The 18,742-nt window shown below is 37.6% G+C and carries 18 protein-coding genes; 13 read left to right on the forward strand and 5 right to left on the reverse strand.

Features of this window, described 5'->3' with window-relative positions:
• Positions 1–40 precede the first annotated feature (40 nt).
• Positions 41–844 carry an exodeoxyribonuclease III gene (gene xthA, locus DV356_RS07870; protein ID WP_116938202.1) on the forward strand — a complete coding sequence of 268 codons (804 nt, stop codon included), beginning with the start codon at positions 41–43 and terminating at the stop codon, positions 842–844.
• Positions 845–853: 9 nt separating this feature from the next.
• Positions 854–1,630: a TIGR01619 family protein gene (locus DV356_RS07875; RefSeq protein WP_005657798.1), complete on the forward strand. Its 777-nt coding sequence runs from the start codon at positions 854–856 to the stop codon at positions 1,628–1,630.
• A gap of 50 nt (positions 1,631–1,680) precedes the next feature.
• Here the strand turns inward: DV356_RS07875 and mreD are convergent, their stop codons facing one another.
• The 4 genes from mreD to DV356_RS07895 form a co-directional block, all read right to left on the reverse strand.
• Positions 1,681–2,169, reverse strand: a complete 489-nt coding sequence (gene mreD / locus DV356_RS07880) for a rod shape-determining protein MreD (RefSeq protein WP_005657800.1) — start codon at positions 2,167–2,169, stop codon at positions 1,681–1,683.
• Positions 2,169–3,224: a rod shape-determining protein MreC gene (mreC, locus tag DV356_RS07885; RefSeq protein WP_012054775.1), complete on the reverse strand. Its 1,056-nt coding sequence runs from the start codon at positions 3,222–3,224 to the stop codon at positions 2,169–2,171. Before mreC ends, mreD begins: the two co-directional genes overlap by 1 nt.
• A gap of 79 nt (positions 3,225–3,303) precedes the next feature.
• Entirely contained in the window at positions 3,304–4,359 is a 1,056-nt protein-coding gene (locus DV356_RS07890; protein WP_005657804.1) for a rod shape-determining protein, read from the reverse strand.
• Positions 4,360–4,488: 129 nt separating this feature from the next.
• The gene (locus DV356_RS07895; RefSeq protein WP_118806781.1) at positions 4,489–6,267 is read right to left on the reverse strand and encodes an ABC transporter ATP-binding protein/permease; all 1,779 of its coding nucleotides are present in this window, start codon (positions 6,265–6,267) and stop codon (positions 4,489–4,491) included.
• Positions 6,268–6,472: 205 nt separating this feature from the next.
• On the opposite strand from DV356_RS07895, the gene DV356_RS07900 reads away from it, so the two are divergent.
• From DV356_RS07900 to miaB, 11 genes are all read left to right on the forward strand, one after another.
• A complete protein-coding gene (locus tag DV356_RS07900; RefSeq protein WP_065251200.1) occupies positions 6,473–8,128 on the forward strand; it encodes a putative transporter in 1,656 nt (551 codons plus the stop codon).
• 124 nt (positions 8,129–8,252) lie between these two features.
• The gene (gene rsfS / locus DV356_RS07905; protein WP_005652613.1) at positions 8,253–8,561 is read left to right on the forward strand and encodes a ribosome silencing factor; all 309 of its coding nucleotides are present in this window, start codon (positions 8,253–8,255) and stop codon (positions 8,559–8,561) included.
• Between the two features lie 53 nt (positions 8,562–8,614).
• Positions 8,615–9,082, forward strand: coding sequence for a 23S rRNA (pseudouridine(1915)-N(3))-methyltransferase RlmH (rlmH, locus tag DV356_RS07910; RefSeq protein WP_118806782.1), 468 nt, complete (start codon positions 8,615–8,617; stop codon positions 9,080–9,082).
• A gap of 21 nt (positions 9,083–9,103) precedes the next feature.
• Positions 9,104–11,059: a penicillin-binding protein 2 gene (mrdA, locus tag DV356_RS07915; RefSeq protein ID WP_005649850.1), complete on the forward strand. Its 1,956-nt coding sequence runs from the start codon at positions 9,104–9,106 to the stop codon at positions 11,057–11,059.
• Positions 11,049–12,164, forward strand: coding sequence for a rod shape-determining protein RodA (rodA, locus tag DV356_RS07920; protein ID WP_005687466.1), 1,116 nt, complete (start codon positions 11,049–11,051; stop codon positions 12,162–12,164). The genes mrdA and rodA overlap by 11 nt, the downstream gene beginning before the upstream one ends.
• A gap of 52 nt (positions 12,165–12,216) precedes the next feature.
• The gene (locus DV356_RS07925) at positions 12,217–13,080 is read left to right on the forward strand and encodes a septal ring lytic transglycosylase RlpA family protein (RefSeq protein ID WP_118806783.1); all 864 of its coding nucleotides are present in this window, start codon (positions 12,217–12,219) and stop codon (positions 13,078–13,080) included.
• A 15-nt stretch (positions 13,081–13,095) separates the two neighbouring features.
• Positions 13,096–14,277 (forward strand): D-alanyl-D-alanine carboxypeptidase family protein, encoded by a 1,182-nt coding sequence (locus tag DV356_RS07930; RefSeq protein ID WP_118806784.1) that lies wholly within the window; start codon positions 13,096–13,098, stop codon positions 14,275–14,277.
• A 55-nt stretch (positions 14,278–14,332) separates the two neighbouring features.
• The gene (gene ybeD, locus DV356_RS07935; RefSeq protein WP_005649857.1) at positions 14,333–14,611 is read left to right on the forward strand and encodes a DUF493 family protein YbeD; all 279 of its coding nucleotides are present in this window, start codon (positions 14,333–14,335) and stop codon (positions 14,609–14,611) included.
• Position 14,612: 1 nt separating this feature from the next.
• Entirely contained in the window at positions 14,613–15,251 is a 639-nt protein-coding gene (gene lipB, locus DV356_RS07940) for a lipoyl(octanoyl) transferase LipB (RefSeq protein WP_005668019.1), read from the forward strand.
• Positions 15,252–15,304: 53 nt separating this feature from the next.
• Entirely contained in the window at positions 15,305–16,267 is a 963-nt protein-coding gene (gene lipA, locus DV356_RS07945) for a lipoyl synthase (protein WP_005652627.1), read from the forward strand.
• A gap of 169 nt (positions 16,268–16,436) precedes the next feature.
• Entirely contained in the window at positions 16,437–17,861 is a 1,425-nt protein-coding gene (gene miaB, locus DV356_RS07950) for a tRNA (N6-isopentenyl adenosine(37)-C2)-methylthiotransferase MiaB (protein WP_005649877.1), read from the forward strand.
• A gap of 70 nt (positions 17,862–17,931) precedes the next feature.
• Here the strand turns inward: miaB and ung are convergent, their stop codons facing one another.
• Positions 17,932–18,591, reverse strand: a complete 660-nt coding sequence (ung, locus tag DV356_RS07955; protein ID WP_118806785.1) for a uracil-DNA glycosylase — start codon at positions 18,589–18,591, stop codon at positions 17,932–17,934.
• Between the last annotated feature and the right edge of the window lie 151 nt (positions 18,592–18,742).

Genomic DNA, 18,742 nt, shown 5'->3' on the forward strand with positions numbered 1-18,742 from the left:
TGTATAATAAAGCCAATTTCACTCTTTAATAGGAACAAAAATGAAATTTATCTCTTTTAATATAAATGGTTTACGTGCTAGACCACATCAACTTGAAGCTATTATTGAAAAATATCAGCCAGATGTTATCGGCTTGCAGGAAATTAAAGTTGCTGATGAGGCTTTTCCTTATGAAATTACAGAAAACTTAGGTTATCACGTATTTCATCACGGACAGAAAAGTCATTATGGCGTGGCATTATTGACTAAACAAGAACCTAAAGCAGTTCGTCGTGGTTTTCCAACAGACAATGAAGATGTGCAAAAACGCATTATTATGGCTGATCTTGAAACTGAATTTGGCTTATTGACTGTCATTAATGGCTATTTCCCACAGGGGGAAAGCCGTGCTCACGAGACTAAATTTCCAGCTAAAGAGAAATTTTATGCAGATCTTCAACAGTATTTAGAAAAAGAACACGATAAATCTAATCCGATTTTAATTATGGGCGATATGAATATTAGCCCGAGTGATTTAGATATTGGTATCGGCGATGAAAATCGTAAACGTTGGTTACGCACGGGTAAATGCTCTTTCTTGCCAGAAGAAAGAGAGTGGTATCAACGTTTGTATGATTACGGATTAGAAGATAGTTTCCGTAAGCTAAATCCAACAGCAAATGATAAATTCTCGTGGTTTGATTACCGTTCTAAAGGTTTTGATGATAATCGAGGTTTACGAATTGATCATATTTTGGTAAGTCAAAAATTGGCTGAACGCTGTGTCGATGTGGGTATTGCATTAGATATTCGAGCAATGGAAAAACCGTCTGATCACGCACCGATTTGGGCTGAATTTAAATAGGAAAGCGAAATGGATATGGCAAATTGGCAGAATTATCGTTCTACTGTGAATGGTATGCCTGCCGTGTTTACCGCAAATATTGAAGATGTTGAAAAATATCACGGTAAAGGTCTCGATAAAATAGTGCAGTTTACTATTGATTATCAGGCTGATGATGAAACGGGTTTACCCTCAGAAGTTGAATACGATAAGTTAATTAACCGTGTATTTAAAATTTTGACACAACTAACCGCACTTCCAAATGTATTTTTTGCGGGGCATTTTATTTGTAATTCTCAAATAAAAATACATTTTTATTGTAAGCACGAAAATCTTATTGTAGAAACTTTACAACAAATTGATTTTGTTAAAGATATTAATGTGCAAAAGGATTTAATTTGGGATACTTATTTTGACTTTTTGCTCGCTTCTCCATTGGAGATTAAGTTAAATGCAACGGAAGAATTGCTTGATTTATTAAAAAGTAAAGGTCGTAATTTAAGTGATACCTATTTAGTAGAGCATAGTTTTCATTTTGATGAAGAGCAGAAAATGTTCCCTTTTATGGATGAGCTTAGTTTAGGGGATTATTCTTTCACGACATTACAATATTCTGCACAAGCGATTCAATTTAATGAAGATGACGAACCTTATTTCTTGGTAAAATTAGAGCAAGAAATTTCATTAGAAAATAGCGAAATTTTTGAACAAGTAGAACGTTTTGAAAAATTGGCTGAACAATTTTCGGGAGAGTATATCGGTTGGGAATGTGATTCTTTACTGGATAGCAATAAGCCGTTGAATTAGGTGTTTGAAACATTCATAAATCATAAAAAAGAGAGAGTTACCTCTCTTTTTTAATGTAATTTAACTTTTCTGCGTATTTTGCGCATTAATAAAAATACCCAAGGCCATAGTAAACCAGAAGCGAATGCGCCCAAGATGGCTTGCCAATGAAAAAAGGCAGTATGGAGTGAAAATTCAACTAAGAAAATAAGTAATCTTATAATGAAGACGAAAAGTACAACCAATAAACTTTGGAACCAAAGTGATAAATTTCGCAGAATTAAATAGTTTTTGGCAATGATGTACATGCTCGTAGAAAGTACGAGAGCGTGAACGCCTAATGTAGAGCCTAATATTAAATCCCAAGTTAATCCGAGTAAAAATGACCAGCCTATACTTACTTTATTGGGAATAGCTAATACCCAATAAAGTAATACAAGTACAAGCCACGCAGGCTTTAGCATTTGGAAACCAACTGGCCAAGGTGCAAGTTCTAATACAAAGGCAATAACAAAGAAGCTTAAAATAGTGAACCATTGTAAAATAAATCGTGTTTGCATTAGTCTTCTATCCTTTCTTCTTGCTGTTCTATGGGAAGATCTTCTTCATTTTGAAGAAAATCTGTTGGAATATCTGGTTCAATAATGGTTTTTTCTTCATTTTCTGGAAAGTCTTTTTCTGTTAAGGGTGTTTTTTTCACTCTATAATTTGCTTCATTAGCTTGGCTTTCTAAACGTTTTTGCACCAGATTGCGAACTTCTTCTGGTGACATTGATTTTACTTTTGATATATCTAGGTTACTTGGCCAAAGTAAAAGTACATAACGTAAACGTTCTAATAAAGCTAAAGGTTTAGCTTTAACTATTGCAAAGTAATTAGAGCTATCACGCGAAACGCTTTGTACAACAGCTACGGGATAGCCTTCAAGAAAACGTCCACCAAGCCCAGAGGTTACGAGAAGATCGCCTTTTTCTATATCAACGGAACGAGGCACGTTATCGAGGCTTAGTTCATCGGTATGCCCAGTCCCACTCGCAATAACACGAACATCATTGCGTAGAACTTGCACTGGAATTGAGTGTGTTACGTCTGTGAGTAGCAGTACTCGGCTAGTATTTTCGCCCACGGAAATAATTTGTCCAATGACGCCTTTTTCATCAATGACAGGCTGACCTACATAAGCACCGTCTTTTTTGCCTTGATTAATAACAATTTGTTGGCGATAAATATCTGTTTCTGCAGTAAGAACTTCGGCAATTTTTTTGTATTCATCGGTTCTTAACGGAGAATTTAATAAAAGACGTAATCGCTGATTTTCAACTTTGAGTTGATCAAGTAAAAGTAAATCTGCATTTTTTTCCAAAAGCTGTTGGCGTAGTACTTTGTTTTCAATTTGTAATTTATTGGTATCAACAAGATTTTCTGAAATGCCATCTAAGATACTTCTAGGGCTATTTGCAAGATAATATAAACCGCCTATTGCCGTTTCCATTGCACTACGTGCTTTCGTTATTGAGCTATTACGTCCATCAGCTAAAATTAAGGCAATAGATGCAAAGATAGCGATAAGCAGACGAATACCTAGGGGAGGGGCTTTGCCGAAAATGGGTTTCATTAAACTTTCTCTTGTTGAATGAAAAAAGTGAAAGGAAAAGTGCGGTTATTTTTAACCGCACTTTTTGTTCATATTCTGATTAAATTTCATCACTAAAAATATCGCCGCCGTGCATATCGATCATTTCTAATGCTTCGCCACCACCACGAGCAACACAGGTTAATGGATCTTCTGCGATGATAACTGGGACACCAGATTCTTTAGAAAGTAAAATATCAATATTACGTAATAAAGCACCGCCACCAGTTAATACCATACCACGTTCGAAAATGTCTGCTGCGTGTTCTGGTTGGCATTCTTCAAGTGCCGTTCGAACCGCTGCTACAATACCGTTTAATGGTTGTTGAATGGCTTCTAGGACATCACGTGATGTTAAAGTAAATGAACGTGGCGCACCTTCAGCTAAATTATGTCCGTGTACTTCCATTTCTTTAATTTCGTCACCTTCTTGAATATAAGCAGAACCAATTTCTTGTTTGATGCGTTCGGCGGTAGGTTCTCCGATAACCGAGCCAAAAGTGCGGCGAACATAAGAAATAATCGCCTCGTCGAAACGGTCACCACCGATACGCACGGAAGAAGAATATACGATACCATTTAAGGAAATTACAGCCACTTCTGTCGTACCGCCACCGATATCAATTACCATAGAACCAACTGCAGTAGAAACGGGTAATTTAGCCCCAATTGCAGCTGCCATTGGTTCTTCAATTAAATATACTTCACGCGCACCAGCACCGATTGCTGATTCTTTAATTGCGCGACGTTCTACTTGTGTTGCACCAGCTGGCACACATACTAATACACGTGGGCTTGGACGCATAAAATTACCGCTATGAACTTGTTTGATAAAGTATTGCAACATTTTTTCTGTCACAAAAAAGTCTGCAATAACGCCATCTTTCATCGGACGAATTGCTACAATACTTTTGGGAGTACGACCTAACATTAATTTAGCTTCTTTACCCACAGCTGCAATGCTTTTTAATGTGCCTACGCGATCTTGACGAATCGCAACAACAGAGGGTTCATCAAGTACAATACCTTGTCTTTTGACATAAATTAAAGTATTAGCTGTGCCTAAATCAATAGAAAGATCGTTTGAAAACAACCCACGAATTTTTTTAAATAACATAATTATACCGTTTAAAATGAAAGTTAGTTTTGTTTGACAAAAAGTAGAAAATGACTTTGTCAAACATACAAAAAATTGCACTAAATGTATCAAAAAAAGCGTTGCGATTACAGTGTTTTTTAGCGTTTTTTATAGCACTTGCCATTGCCCTTTGTCTTGCAGAATTAACTGTTGTTGATGTAAGGTTTTAAGGGTTGAACGGTGTCCCACACTGATGATTGTCGTTTGTGGTAGTTCTTGTTGTAACAATTGATACATCGAAAATTCTAAACCTTCATCCATACTAGCTGTGGCTTCATCTAAAAATGCCACCGCTGGTTTGTGTAGAATTAATCGTGCAAACGCCAAACGCTGTTGTTCGCCAAGAGAAAGAATGCGCGTCCAGTCTTGTTCTTTTTCTAATTGTTCAGCCAAATGTCCTAGTTGTACTTTATTTAATATTTCTACAGCTTGTGTATGTGAAATATTGTCAGGGTTATTTGGATAAGCTAATGCTGACATTAAATTTCCTTGTGGCACATACGGCTTTTGTGACAAGAAAAGCTGATTGTGCGTAGGGTAATTTATTTCCCCCTCGGCGTAGCTCCAAAGCCCCGCAATGGTGCGTAAAAGCGTGGTTTTTCCTGCCCCAGATTTTCCTTGAATAAGCAAACTTGTTCCTTGCGGTAAGGTAATGTTTAGATGTTTAATTAGTGTATGACCTAATGGATTTTGAATACTTAAATTTTTGAAAATCACATCTGTTGGATGATTGTGGATCTGTGTTTGTGATTTATTATTTACTTTTTCAATGGCATAACTGAACCCAGTTAAACGATCTAGCGTTGCTTTATAGCTTGCAAAATTATCATAAGTATTACGGAAGAATGAAAGATTTGCGTGTAACTGACCAAATACTTGCAAGGTTTGCATTAGATCGCCTAGTTTTATTTGTTTTTCAAAGTAACGTCCAACTTGAATTAACAATGGAAAAACAACAGAAATTTGGCTTACGACTAGGTTAAATCCTGAAAATTTTAGTGTTCTAAATATAATGACCCACATATTGTGAATGACGGCGTTGAACTGCTGATAAAGCTGATTTTTTTCGACTTTTTCGCCCGCATAAAAAGCAATGCTTTCAGCATATTCTTTAATGCGAATTAAAGAATAACGATAGTTTGCGTTTAGGCGTTCATTAATAAAATTCAATGAGATTAATGGGCGACCGAGCCAGAATGCGATGAGGGTTGTGAAAATGACATAACCAAACACTAAAAATACCATCATATGCGGAATTTCTACGCCAAGTACCATCATTGGTCCTGCTAATCCCCATAACAAAATCGTGTAAGAGATCATCGAGGTGACCGCATCAATGACACCAGTGCTTAAAGAAAGCGTGGTTTTTACATAAGATTGCACATCTTGTTGAATACGTTGATCGGGGTTATCTAGGTTTTCTGATAAATACTGTGTTTTGTAATAGGTGCGGTGTGCCATCCATTTATCAACAAGTTGTTCGTTAAGCCACTCAATCCAGTTGATGACGAAACGTTGCTCTAAATAATAGCTTACTAATGCTGCTGAAACAGAACTTGCGGCAATGACGCAGAATAAGCCCATTTGTTGCCAAAATACATGTTCATTAAATTCTTGCAATGAGGTATACATATTTTTGTACCACTCAGAATGTACAAGGCTGATACGTACGCTAAGTAATGTCATTGCAACAATAAGCAGAAAGAATAAGATAGGTTTAATGCTACGTTTAGGCGAAAGATAACCGCCTGCAAACATCCAAAATTGTTTTCCCCATTGGGTAAAACGCACCAAAAGAAAAATGCCAAAACTAAAGACGACTGAGGTGATGGCTAGCGTTTGTAAAATCCAAATAAGAGAAGTAATAGCTTCTTGGCGGTAATCCATAAATATTCCATCCGAAATAAAAGTGCGGTGAAAAATAACCGCACTTTTTGTAAAAGGGTCAAAAATTTTTGGTATTGTAGAGTCTATGCTCAATTTCGCAAGAAAAAATGTGACGAACATATCATTTTTTGAGTTTGGTTAAGGTTTTCAAAAAACAACTTGGATATAATCCGAAGGAGTTAAATTTCATTTTTAAGGGGTCAATATGAGTGATATTGCGATCACGATTAGTCTTCTTGCCCTCGTCGCCGTAATCGGCTTATGGATCGGGCATTGGAAGATCCGCGGGGTTGGGCTTGGCATTGGTGGCGTGCTGTTTGGCGGCATTATTGTTGCCCATTTCACTAATCAATATGGCTTGCAACTGGATGCGCATACGCTGCATTTTGTGCAAGAATTTGGTTTGATTTTATTTGTTTATACTATTGGTATTCAGGTTGGGCCTGGCTTTTTTTCTTCTTTACGAAAATCTGGTTTAAAGCTAAATGCCTTTGCCATTTTGATTATTGTGCTGGGGTCAATTGCCGTGGTTCTTGTACATAAAATTGCGGATGTTCCACTGGATATTGCCTTAGGTATTTATTCTGGTGCTGTTACTAATACGCCAGCGTTGGGGGCAGGGCAGCAAATTTTAGCAGAATTAGGGGTGCCTCAAACCACTGTGACTATGGGGGTGTCTTATGCAATGGCTTATCCATTCGGGATTTGCGGTATTTTGCTTGCAATGTGGTTAATCCGCTTGTTTTTTAACGTCAAAGTGGACGATGAAGCCGCTCGTTTTAATGCGGAGAGCAGCCAAGATAAAGAAAGTTTACATAATATTTCTTTAAAAGTGACGAACCAAAATCTAGATGGTCTGACGTTAATTCAAATTCCGGGATTTAGCGATGAAGAAGTCGTATGTTCACGTTTAAAACGCGATGATATGGAAATTGTTCCAAAGGCAAGTACTGAGATTCGTACCAACGATATTTTACGATTAGTGGGCGATGATAATTCGCTTGCTAAAATGCGTTTAATTATCGGACACGAAGTTGATGCACCAACCGTTGCCTATAGTGGCGAAATTCGTTCCGAGCGTGTGGTGGTAACGAATGAAAAAGTATTAGGCAAAAAGATCCGTGCGTTAGGCATTCATCAAAAATATGGGGTTGTAATTTCACGTTTAAATCGTGCAGGGATTGAGTTAGTTCCAACGGGAAATACCACACTGCAATTTGGCGATGTGCTACATATGGTTGGACGCAGTGATGTACTAAATCAGGCCATTTCAGTTATTGGTAACGCACAACAGAAATTACTTCAAGTGCAAATGTTACCAGTGTTTATCGGTATTGGTTTAGGGGTACTCGTTGGTTCGATTCCATTCTATATTCCAGGTTTCCCTGTTGCGTTAAAATTAGGGCTTGCTGGCGGGCCATTGGTGGTTGCGTTGATTTTAGCGAGAATTGGCACGATTGGTAAACTTTACTGGTTTATGCCACCAAGTGCTAACTTGGCATTGCGCGAAATTGGGATTGTTCTTTTCTTGGCGGTTGTTGGTTTAAAATCAGGCGGAAGTTTCTTTGATACTTTAGTGAATGGTTCGGGACTTGAATGGATGGGATACGGTATTTTTATCACTTTTGTGCCGTTGATTATTGTTGGGACTATAGCACGCTTATATGGAAAACTTAATTACCTCACAATATGCGGTTTACTTGCAGGTTCAATGACGGATCCTCCCGCTTTAGCATTTGCGAATGAAATTAAAGAAGATAACGGTGCTGCAGCACTTTCTTATGCAACTGTGTATCCATTGGTGATGTTCTTGCGAATAATGTCGCCACAGTTATTGGCAGTGTTATTATGGGCAGCATAGTAAAAATAATTTCAATTTAGACATAAAAAGCGCGGTTAATTTCGCGCTTATTTTTTGCGTGGATTTTGCGCAAGAGGGTATTCAATGATAGAATTCCGCACCTTTATTGCTAAGTGAGAACAAAATGGCGTTAGTTGAATTTTTGATGGAAACCTTAGATGGGTTAAAGGGAACAGATATTGTACATTTTGATGTACGTGGAAAATCCTCGATTACGGATAATATGATTATTTGCACGGGGACGTCGAGTCGCCAAGTTTCTGCAATGGCAGATAATTTAATTACAGAATGTAAAAAAGCAGGTTTTGAAACCTTTGGCGAAGAAGGTAAAAATACTGCAGATTGGATTGTGGTGGATCTTGGTCAAGCTATCGTACATATCATGCAACCTGACGCCCGTGAAATGTATCAATTAGAGAAACTTTGGGCGTAAATTTTAGTAAAGTGCGGTAAAAAATAACCGCACTTTTTAGATAAGGATGACTTGTGAAAATCACGTTAATTGCCGTCGGAACAAAAATGCCTTCTTGGGTTACAACGGGTTTTGAGGAATATCAACGCCGTTTCCCAAAAGATATGCCTTTTGAACTAATTGAAATCCCAGCAGGCAAGCGTGGAAAAAATGCTGATATTAAACGTATTTTAGAACAAGAAGGTAAAGCGATGTTAGCGGCCTGTGGAAAAGGCAAAGTCGTGACGTTAGATATTCCTGGTAAACCTTGGACGACGCCGCAGCTAGCTGAGCAACTAGAAGCGTGGAAAAATGATGGTCGCGATGTTTGTTTATTGATTGGTGGGCCTGAGGGGCTTTCGCCAGAATGCACAGCTGCCGCAGAGCAAAGTTGGTCGCTTTCTCCCTTGACATTACCTCACCCGCTTGTTCGTGTCGTGGTGGCTGAAAGTTTGTATCGAGCGTGGTCGCTAACCACTAATCATCCTTATCATCGAGAATAATACATCCTTATTTTTAGTCAGATGAATTTAAAAAAATTCTTCAATACACCAACGCACGAACCGTTCCGCGATAAAAAAGCGGAGCGTAACCTTTTTGCACGCCGAACGTTAGTGGCTTTTTTGGGGATTTTGCTCTTAACAGGGGTTTTATTCACCAATATTTATCAGCTACAGATTGTTAATTTCGATACTTACCAAACGCGTTCTAATGGTAACCGAATTAAATTATTACCTTTACCGCCAACACGTGGCTTAATCTATGATCGTTACGGCAAATTATTAGCCGAAAATCTTACTTTTTTTGGTTTATACATTGTGCCAGAAAAAACTGAAAATTTAGACCGCACTTTAGATGAATTACGCTATATTGTGGGATTGACGGATAACGATATTGAAAATTTTAAAAAGGAACGTCGCCGCGGAACGCGTTATACACCGATTTTATTAAAGCCGAATTTAACAGAAGAACAAATTTCACGCTTTGCGGTAAATGGCTACCAATACCCGAGCTTAGAGGTACGTCCTTATTTCAAACGCCATTATTTATATGGCGAAACAATGGCGCATATTTTGGGCTATGTAGGTAAAATGAATGATAAAGATGTAGAACGTTTGAAACGAGAGGATAAATTCGCGAATTATGCGGGAACGAACGATATTGGAAAATTGGGTATTGAACGTTATTACGAGGATATTCTGCAAGGTACCACGGGTTTTGAAGAAGTAGAAATTAATAATCGCGGCAAAGTAATCCGCACTTTGCGTAGCCGACCTGCTGTGGCGGGAAAAAGTATTCATTTAACCATTGATTTGGCATTACAGCGTTATATTACTGAACTTTTATCGGGACTAAAAGGTGCTGTAGTTGTGCTTGATCCGAAAGATAGTAGTGTATTAGCGATGGTATCTACACCAAGTTATGATAATAATTTATTTGTTGATGGTATTTCCTCCGAAGATTATAAACGTTTATTAAATGATCTTGCTCGTCCACTTTATAGTCGTGCGACACAAGGTGCGTATCCGCCCGCTTCGACAGTCAAACCTTTTATTGCAGTAGCCGCACAAACTGAAAATGTGATTACACCAAACACAACGATTTTTGATCCGGGATATTGGGTATTACCTAATTCCACAAAACGTTTTCGTGATTGGAAAAAAACAGGCCACGGGGATACGGATTTGAATAAAGCGATTACTGAATCCTCTGATACTTATTTTTATCAAGTAGCTTATAATATGGGTATTGATCGCCTTTCTAATTGGATGAAGGATTTTGGTTTTGGTATGCCAACGGGGATTGAAATTCAAGAAGAAACGGCTGCCAATATACCAACTCGAGAATGGAAACAAAAACGTTATAAACGCCCTTGGGTGCAAGGCGATACGATTTCGGTTGGGATTGGTCAAGGTTATTGGACGGCAACACCACTACAAGTAGCAAAAGCGACGACAATATTGGTCAATAATGGCAAAGTAAATACACCGCATTTGATGAAAGCAATTGAAGGTGCAGTATTAGAGCCTTATGAAGATCCGTTACTTTATCCTGATATTAACACACCTAAAGTGGCAGCTTGGGAGGCAGCGAAACGCGGTATGTACAATGTTGTTAATGCTGCAAATGGAACTGGGCGAAAAGCCTTTGCAGATGCAAATTATCGTGTTGCAGGGAAATCTGGCACTGCACAAGTGTTTAGTTTAAAGGAAAATGAAAAATATAATACGGCAGGCTTAAAAAAAGAATTGCATGATCACGCTTGGTTTACCGCTTACGCCCCTTATGATAATCCTAAATTAGTTGTAACAGTGATTTTAGAAAATGCAGGTGGTGGTTCAAGTAATGCCGCACCGTTAGCACGTAAAGTGATGGATTACTATTTAAATCAGCGTTTACCACAAGTTGAAAAATATAATGTACCTATTCAGCAAAAAAAAGATTTGTCACAAGAGAGCGAACAAATAAATGGAAGATAAAATCCCTTTTTGGTTGCGTGTTTGGCAACGTTTGCATATTGATTTTTGGCTGTTTATCGGACTTCTTGCAATAACTGCTTATGGTATGCTGGTGTTATATAGTGCATCAGGCGCCAGTGAAACGATGTTTAATAGCCGAATTATTCAGGTCTTACTTGGATTTATTGTTATGCTGTTAATGGCTCAATTTCCACCAAGATTTTACCAACGCATCGCACCTTATCTTTATTTAATTGGTTTTGTGTTATTGATCTTGGTAGATGTTATTGGTACGACAAGTAAAGGTGCGCAGCGTTGGCTTGATCTTGGATTTATTCGTTTTCAACCCTCTGAAATTGTAAAACTTGCTGTGCCATTAATGGTGGCGGTGTATTTAGGTAATCGCCCGCTTCCACCTAAATTAAGTGAAACATTTATAGCGATTGCAATGATTCTACTGCCAACATTGCTTGTGGCGATTCAGCCTGATTTAGGCACAGCAATTTTGGTCAGTGCGTCAGGTTTATTTGTCGTGTTTTTAGCAGGAATGAGCTGGTGGCTTATTTTAGCGGCAGTGATTGGCTTAGCTGGATTTATTCCGATCATGTGGTTATATCTAATGCACGATTATCAACGCACTCGCGTTCTCACATTATTGGACCCAGAAAAAGATCCTCTCGGTGCTGGCTATCATATTTTACAATCAAAGATTGCGATTGGTTCTGGTGGATTAAGCGGAAAAGGCTGGATGCAGGGGACTCAATCACAATTAGAATTTTTGCCCGAACCTCATACAGATTTTATTTTTGCGGTAATGGGTGAAGAGCACGGAATGATTGGTTTTTTGATTTTAATGGCGATTTACTTGTTTATTATTGTGCGAGGTTTAATGATTGCCGTAAATGCTCAAACTTCTTTTGGGCGTATTCTTGCTGGTGCAACAACATTAATTTTCTTTGTTTATGTATTTGTGAATATTGGAATGGTAAGCGGAATTTTGCCTGTTGTGGGTGTGCCATTACCTTTATTTAGTTATGGTGGTACCTCTTATGTTGCGATTATGGCAAGTTTTGGTTTACTGATGTCTATTCATACGCATAAAAGTCAATTTATGAAAAGGAGCTAATTTCATTTTTTTCTTTCTTAAAGAAAGAATAAATGAAAAGCGTTAATATTTTATGAAATTAAAAACTGGGTTAAATTTGACCGCACTTTTGCTATTTATGATAAGCGTAGCTTTTCCTGTGCAGGCTGATACGCAAAAAATGTATGGTATTCGAGGGGATAATCTTTCTATCGCAACTCAAATGCCTGCACCAAGGACTTATTCAGTAAAAGGGCAAACTTATACCACTAAAAGTGGGAATGAAGCCAAATCTTATATTAAAGAAGGTTTAGCAAGTTATTATCATCTTAAATTTGATGGGCGCAAAACAGCAAGTGGCGATGTTTATAACTCAAAACAATTTACTGCAGCACATAAAACATTGCCAATAAATTCTTATGCTTTAGTGACAAATTTACATAACAATCGTAAAGTTATCGTACGTATTAATGATCGTGGGCCTTTTAGTGATAAACGTTTAATTGATCTTTCACACGCTGCGGCAAAAGAAATTGGCTTAATTTCCCGCGGCATAGGGCAGGTAAGAATTGAGGCGTTGCACGTTGCTAAAAATGGGAATTTATCAGGCGCAGCCACAAAAACACTGGCTAAACAAGCAAAAACTCAGGAAGCTGTCGATCGTTTAGTATTAAAATCTAACACACTTTTTGATAACGCATCTAAGTCAATAAATGCTCTAAAAGGAACCGAATTTTACTGTTTGAAAATGCTTGAATTAACCTCTCGTAGCCAAGCAAATAAATTAATTACGCAACTTGCGTTAGCGAATATTCAGACTGAAGTGAATAGGGCAGGAAATAAATATGAAATTTATATTGGGCCTTTTGATAATAAAGCACAAATGGCACAAGTGAGAACCAAATTACAAAAAATGGCAGTAAACAAGCCACTAATTGTTTACACATATAAAAATTAATTGTAGGAACACACTATGTTGAAAAGAACAACAAAAATCGCATTTTTATCAAGTTTTGCGGCACTTAGTGCTTTTTCGGTATCTGCAGAGGATATGCAGTTTGGCGTAACTCCACCACAAATTACGGCTCAAACGTATGTATTGATGGATTATAATTCAGGTGCAATTTTGACCGCACTTAATCCAGATCAACGTCAATATCCAGCATCACTGACTAAAATGATGACAAGTTATGTAGTTGGTGTCGCATTAAAACAAGGCAAAATCCATAATACCGATATGGTTACCATTGGTGAAAGTGCGTGGGGGCGTAATTTCCCTGATTCATCAAAAATGTTTTTAGATTTAAATACACAAGTATCTGTAGCAGACTTAAATCGAGGTGTGATTGTTGTTTCTGGTAATGATGCGACTGTTGCATTAGCTGAACATATTTCTGGCAATGTACCGAACTTTGTAGAAACAATGAATAAATATGTTCAACAATTTGGTTTGAAAAATACAAATTTCACCACGCCCCATGGTTTAGACGATCCAAATCAATATTCTTCCGCGCGTGATATGGCAATTATTGGTGCACATATTATTCGTGATTTACCTGAAGAATATAAAATTTACTCCGAAAAAGACTTTACATTTAATAAAATCAAACAAGCTAACCGTAATGGACTATTATGGGATAAAACTATCAATGTTGATGGAATGAAGACAGGGCATACTAGCCAAGCAGGATATAACTTAGTCGCTTCAGCGACTACATCAAACAATATGCGTTTAATTTCTGTAGTAATGGGTGTGCCAACTTACAAAGGTCGTGAAGTAGAAAGTAAGAAACTTTTACAATGGGGTTTTGCTAATTTCGAAACATTTAAAACTTTAGAGGCTGGTAAAGAAATTTCAGAACAAAGGGTTTATTATGGCGATAAAAATTCAGTAAAACTTGGTGCTTTCATGGATCACTTTATTACGATACCTAAAGGTAAACAAAGTGAGGTTAAAGCTCGTTATGAATTAGCAGATAAAAATTTACAAGCACCATTAGCAAAAGGTCAAGTGATTGGTAAAGTGGTTTATCAACTGGATGGTAAGGATATTGCAAGTGCCAATTTACAAGTGATGAATGATGTGGGAGAAGCGGGTATTTTGGGTAAACTATGGGATTGGTTAGTATTGACTGTGAAAGGGTTATTCTCATAAAAACAAGTTGAAAATTGACCGCACTTTTTGATTTATTTTATTTTTAGGAAAGAAAATGACAATAGAAAACGATTATGCAAAACTCAAGGAATTAATGGAATTTCCAGCAAAAATGACTTTTAAAGTTGCGGGAATTAATCGAGAAGGGTTAGCACAAGATCTTATACAAGTGGTGCAAAAATATATTAAAGGCGATTATATTCCAAAAGAAAAGCGCAGTAGTAAAGGCACTTATAATTCAGTTTCAATTGATATTATTGCTGAAAACTTTGATCAGGTAGAAACACTCTATAAAGAACTGGCTAAAGTTGAAGGCGTGAAAATGGTTATTTAGTATGAACAATTCCCTTATCGTTCGTCAGTTAGGATTGCAAGATTATCAAGAAATTTGGCACAAAATGCAGGATTTTACTGATACTCGAAATGCTGAAACGCAAGACGAAATTTGGTTAGTACAACATTATCCTGTTTTTACACAAGGGCAAGCAGGTAAACCAGAGCATCTTTTACAACGTAGTGAAATCCCTGTGGTGCAATCGGATCGTGGTGGGCAAATTACCTATCACGCACCCGGTCAGCAAGTGATGTATGTGCTTATTGACATTAAACGCCATAAAAATTTAAATGTACGTCAATTAGTTACCGCACTTGAACAAACGGTGGTTAAAACTTTGGCTGAATATGGCATTGAAAGCTATCCAAAGCCTGATGCGCCAGGTGTTTATGTGGATGGAAAAAAGATTTGTTCTCTTGGATTACGTATTCGTCGTGGTTGCTCTTTTCACGGGTTGGCATTGAATATTAATATGGATCTTAATCCTTTCCATTATATTAATCCTTGTGGTTATGCAGGGCTTGAAATGTGTCAGTTAGCGGATTTTGTTAATCAAGATAAAGCTGATTGCGATAATGTTTCAGCAAAATTAATTAAACACTTCGCCAATCTTTTAGGCTATAATATAACAACTTTATAACATTTTATAAAAACTAAATGCCCAATTTGGGCATTTTTATTTAGGAAAATACTATGTCTACGCCTTTCAAAATGGAACGCGGTGTAAAATATCGCGATGCGGCAAAAACCTCAATTATTCCCGTAAAAAATATCGATCCTAATCAAGATTTATTAAAAAAACCAGAATGGATGAAAATTAAACTTCCAGCAAGTTCAGCTAAAATTGAAAGCATTAAAAATGGAATGCGCCGTCACGGATTACATTCTGTTTGTGAGGAAGCATCTTGTCCAAATTTACACGAATGTTTTAATCATGGCACAGCCACTTTTATGATTTTAGGTGCAATTTGTACGCGCCGTTGCCCATTCTGTGATGTGGCTCACGGTAAACCATTACCGCCAGATCCTGAAGAGCCACAAAAATTGGCAGAAACGATTCAAGATATGAAACTTAAATATGTGGTAATCACATCGGTGGATCGTGATGACTTGCCTGATCGTGGTGCTGGTCATTTTTCTGAATGTGTAAAAGCTGTGCGCGAGCTTAATCCTAACATTAAGATTGAAATTTTAGTGCCTGATTTTCGTGGTCGCATTACACAGGCTTTAGAGAAATTAAAAGATAATCCGCCAGATGTCTTTAACCATAATTTAGAAAACGTACCGCGCTTATATAAAGAAATTCGTCCAGGTGCGGATTACGAATGGTCACTTAAATTATTGCGTGAATTCAAAGAAATATTCCCAAATATCCCAACCAAATCTGGTTTAATGGTTGGGTTAGGCGAAACCAACGAGGAAATTTTGCAAGTGATGCAAGATTTACGTGATAACGGTGTGACTATGCTCACGTTGGGTCAATATCTTCAACCTAGCCGTCACCATTTGCCTGTTGCCCGTTATGTGCCGCCAACTGAATTTGATGAATTCCGTGATAAAGCCAATGAAATGGGCTTTGAACATGCGGCTTGTGGACCATTTGTTCGTTCTTCTTATCACGCTGATTTACAAGCCAGTGGCGGATTGGTGAAATAATTTAAAATTGCGCTAAATTAAACCGCACTTTTTGCTTCTTACAAAAGTGCGGTTTATTTTTGATATTTTTTTCACCGAATATTCACTAGCCAGAAACAGCGCAAGCCTGTAGAATAGCCCATTGCTTTATTTAACTAATTATTTATAACACCTAACGATATTGTAGAAAATGACTCAAAAATTACATATTAAAACTTGGGGCTGCCAGATGAATGAATATGATTCATCTAAAATGGCAGATCTTTTATTAAGCACCCACGGATTAGAACTCACGGAAGCACCTGAAGAAGCAGACGTATTATTATTAAATACCTGTTCTATTCGTGAAAAAGCACAAGAAAAAGTGTTTCATCAACTGGGGCGTTGGAAAGAATTAAAGAAAAATAATCCAAATTTAGTGATTGGTGTGGGCGGCTGTGTGGCTTCTCAAGAAGGGGAACATATTCGCCATCGTGCGCCTTATGTGGATATTATTTTTGGCCCACAAACTTTGCATCGCTTGCCTGAAATGATTAATCAAATTCGTGGTGGAAAAAGTTCCGTCGTAGACGTAAGTTTCCCTGAAATTGAGAAATTTGACCGCTTACCAGAACCTCGCGCAGAAGGCCCAACGGCATTTGTTTCCATTATGGAAGGCTGTAATAAATACTGTACTTTTTGTGTTGTGCCTTATACTCGTGGAGAAGAAGTTAGCCGTCCCGTAGATGATGTGCTATTTGAAATTGCGCAACTTGCGGAACAAGGTGTGCGTGAGGTCAATCTACTTGGTCAAAATGTAAATGCTTATCGTGGGCCAACGCATGATGGTCAAATTTGTAGCTTTGCTGAGTTGCTTCGTCTCGTGGCTTCTATCGATGGTATTGATCGTTTACGTTTCACAACCAGTCATCCAATAGAATTTACCGATGATATTATTGATGTATATCGTGATACGCCTGAATTGGTGAGTTTCTTACATCTTCCAGTGCAAGCAGGTTCTGACCGTGTATTAACAATGATGAAACGTGCTCATACCGCATTAGAATATAAATCCATTATTCGTAAACTTCGTGCTGTGCGTCCAGATATTCAAATCAGCTCAGACTTTATTGTTGGTTTCCCAGGTGAAACGGCGGAAGATTTTGAGCAAACTATGAATTTGATTGCACAAGTGAACTTTGATATGAGCTTCAGTTTTGTTTATTCCGCTCGACCAGGTACGCCAGCTGCAGATATGCCAGATGATGTGACGGAAGATGAAAAGAAACAGCGTCTTTATGTGCTACAAGAGCGTATTAATCAACAAGCGGCACAATTTAGCCGTCGTATGCTTGGCACAGAGCAGCGTGTGTTAGTTGAAGGGCCATCGAAGAAAGATATTATGGAATTAACAGGACGCACTGAAACAAATCGTATTGTTAATTTCCAAGGTTCTCCAGAAATGATCGGTAAGTTTGTGGATGTGAAAATCACTGATGTTTATACTAATTCGTTACGTGGCGAAGTGGTGCGTACTGAAGATGAAATGGGATTACGTATTGCGCAATCTCCACAAGAAGTGATGAATCGCACACGTAAAGAAGATGAATTAGGCGTAGGGCGTTACCACGGCTAATTGAAATACTGAAATATTTAACCGCACTTTGAGAAATTAAAGTGCGGTTATTTTTTTAGAGATATATGGTTTAGATTTGCCAATCAATTGGTTTCATTCCATTGCTTTCCAAATATGAATTTGTTTTGGAAAAATGATGACAACCAAAGAAACCTCGATGTGCTGACAACGGGGAAGGGTGTGGCGCCGTTAAAACAAAGTGACGAGTGCGGTCAATAATTTGCCCTTTTTTTTGTGCGTGACTGCCCCAAAGTAAAAACACCAGTTTTTCACGATGTTCATTGAGTACTGCAATAACTTTATCTGTAAACCTTTCCCAACCTAAATTGGCGTGTGAATGTGCCATACCTCGTTCCACGGTAAGCACAGTGTTAAGTAGCAATACCCCTTGTTCTGCCCATTTGACTAAATAACCATTTGATGGCATTTGAAATCCCGAAATATCTTGTGTGAGTTCTTTATATATATTTAATAGGGAAGGGGGAATGGCTACTTCAGGTTTTACTGAAAAAGCCAATCCATGAGCTTGGTTTGGTCCATGATAAGGATCCTGACCTAAAATTACCACTTTTACATCTCCAAAAGCGGTATATTTGAATGTATTAAATACCTCTTTTTGTGGTGGATAAATTGTTTTCCCGTTTGCTCTTGCAAGATGAACCTGTTGTAGTGTGTGTTGAAAGTAAGGTTGTGCTTTTTCTGTTCCGATAACGTCTGTCCAGTTTTTCATTATTTTATCCTATTAATAAGTTTTTATTCATTATAAACAAAAACATTCATTCAATAAAAAGTTAAATTAATGTTAAATTATTGATATAAATTTTATTTAAAAATTAATGAATTTTAATTTAGATCAAATTTATAAAAATTAATTAAAAAAA

It is taken from the genome of Haemophilus influenzae, assembly GCF_003494325.1.
GTDB lineage: Bacteria > Pseudomonadota > Gammaproteobacteria > Enterobacterales > Pasteurellaceae > Haemophilus > Haemophilus influenzae_I.

What these genes read in the sequence shown, in the direction of transcription:
- xthA (WP_116938202.1), top strand. Translation starts at nt 41, where the DNA reads ATGAAATTTATCTCTTTTAATATAAATGGTTTACGTGCTAGACCACAT.
- DV356_RS07875 (WP_005657798.1), top strand. Translation starts at nt 854, where the DNA reads ATGGATATGGCAAATTGGCAGAATTATCGTTCTACTGTGAATGGTATG.
- mreD (WP_005657800.1), bottom strand. Translation starts at nt 2,169, where the DNA reads ATGCAAACACGATTTATTTTACAATGGTTCACTATTTTAAGCTTCTTT.
- mreC (WP_012054775.1), bottom strand. Translation starts at nt 3,224, where the DNA reads ATGAAACCCATTTTCGGCAAAGCCCCTCCCCTAGGTATTCGTCTGCTT.
- DV356_RS07890 (WP_005657804.1), bottom strand. Translation starts at nt 4,359, where the DNA reads ATGTTATTTAAAAAAATTCGTGGGTTGTTTTCAAACGATCTTTCTATT.
- DV356_RS07895 (WP_118806781.1), bottom strand. Translation starts at nt 6,267, where the DNA reads ATGGATTACCGCCAAGAAGCTATTACTTCTCTTATTTGGATTTTACAA.
- DV356_RS07900 (WP_065251200.1), top strand. Translation starts at nt 6,473, where the DNA reads ATGAGTGATATTGCGATCACGATTAGTCTTCTTGCCCTCGTCGCCGTA.
- rsfS (WP_005652613.1), top strand. Translation starts at nt 8,253, where the DNA reads ATGGCGTTAGTTGAATTTTTGATGGAAACCTTAGATGGGTTAAAGGGA.
- mrdA (WP_005649850.1), top strand. Translation starts at nt 9,104, where the DNA reads ATGAATTTAAAAAAATTCTTCAATACACCAACGCACGAACCGTTCCGC.
- rodA (WP_005687466.1), top strand. Translation starts at nt 11,049, where the DNA reads ATGGAAGATAAAATCCCTTTTTGGTTGCGTGTTTGGCAACGTTTGCAT.
- DV356_RS07925 (WP_118806783.1), top strand. Translation starts at nt 12,217, where the DNA reads ATGAAATTAAAAACTGGGTTAAATTTGACCGCACTTTTGCTATTTATG.
- DV356_RS07930 (WP_118806784.1), top strand. Translation starts at nt 13,096, where the DNA reads ATGTTGAAAAGAACAACAAAAATCGCATTTTTATCAAGTTTTGCGGCA.
- ybeD (WP_005649857.1), top strand. Translation starts at nt 14,333, where the DNA reads ATGACAATAGAAAACGATTATGCAAAACTCAAGGAATTAATGGAATTT.
- lipB (WP_005668019.1), top strand. Translation starts at nt 14,613, where the DNA reads ATGAACAATTCCCTTATCGTTCGTCAGTTAGGATTGCAAGATTATCAA.
- lipA (WP_005652627.1), top strand. Translation starts at nt 15,305, where the DNA reads ATGTCTACGCCTTTCAAAATGGAACGCGGTGTAAAATATCGCGATGCG.
- miaB (WP_005649877.1), top strand. Translation starts at nt 16,437, where the DNA reads ATGACTCAAAAATTACATATTAAAACTTGGGGCTGCCAGATGAATGAA.
- ung (WP_118806785.1), bottom strand. Translation starts at nt 18,591, where the DNA reads ATGAAAAACTGGACAGACGTTATCGGAACAGAAAAAGCACAACCTTAC.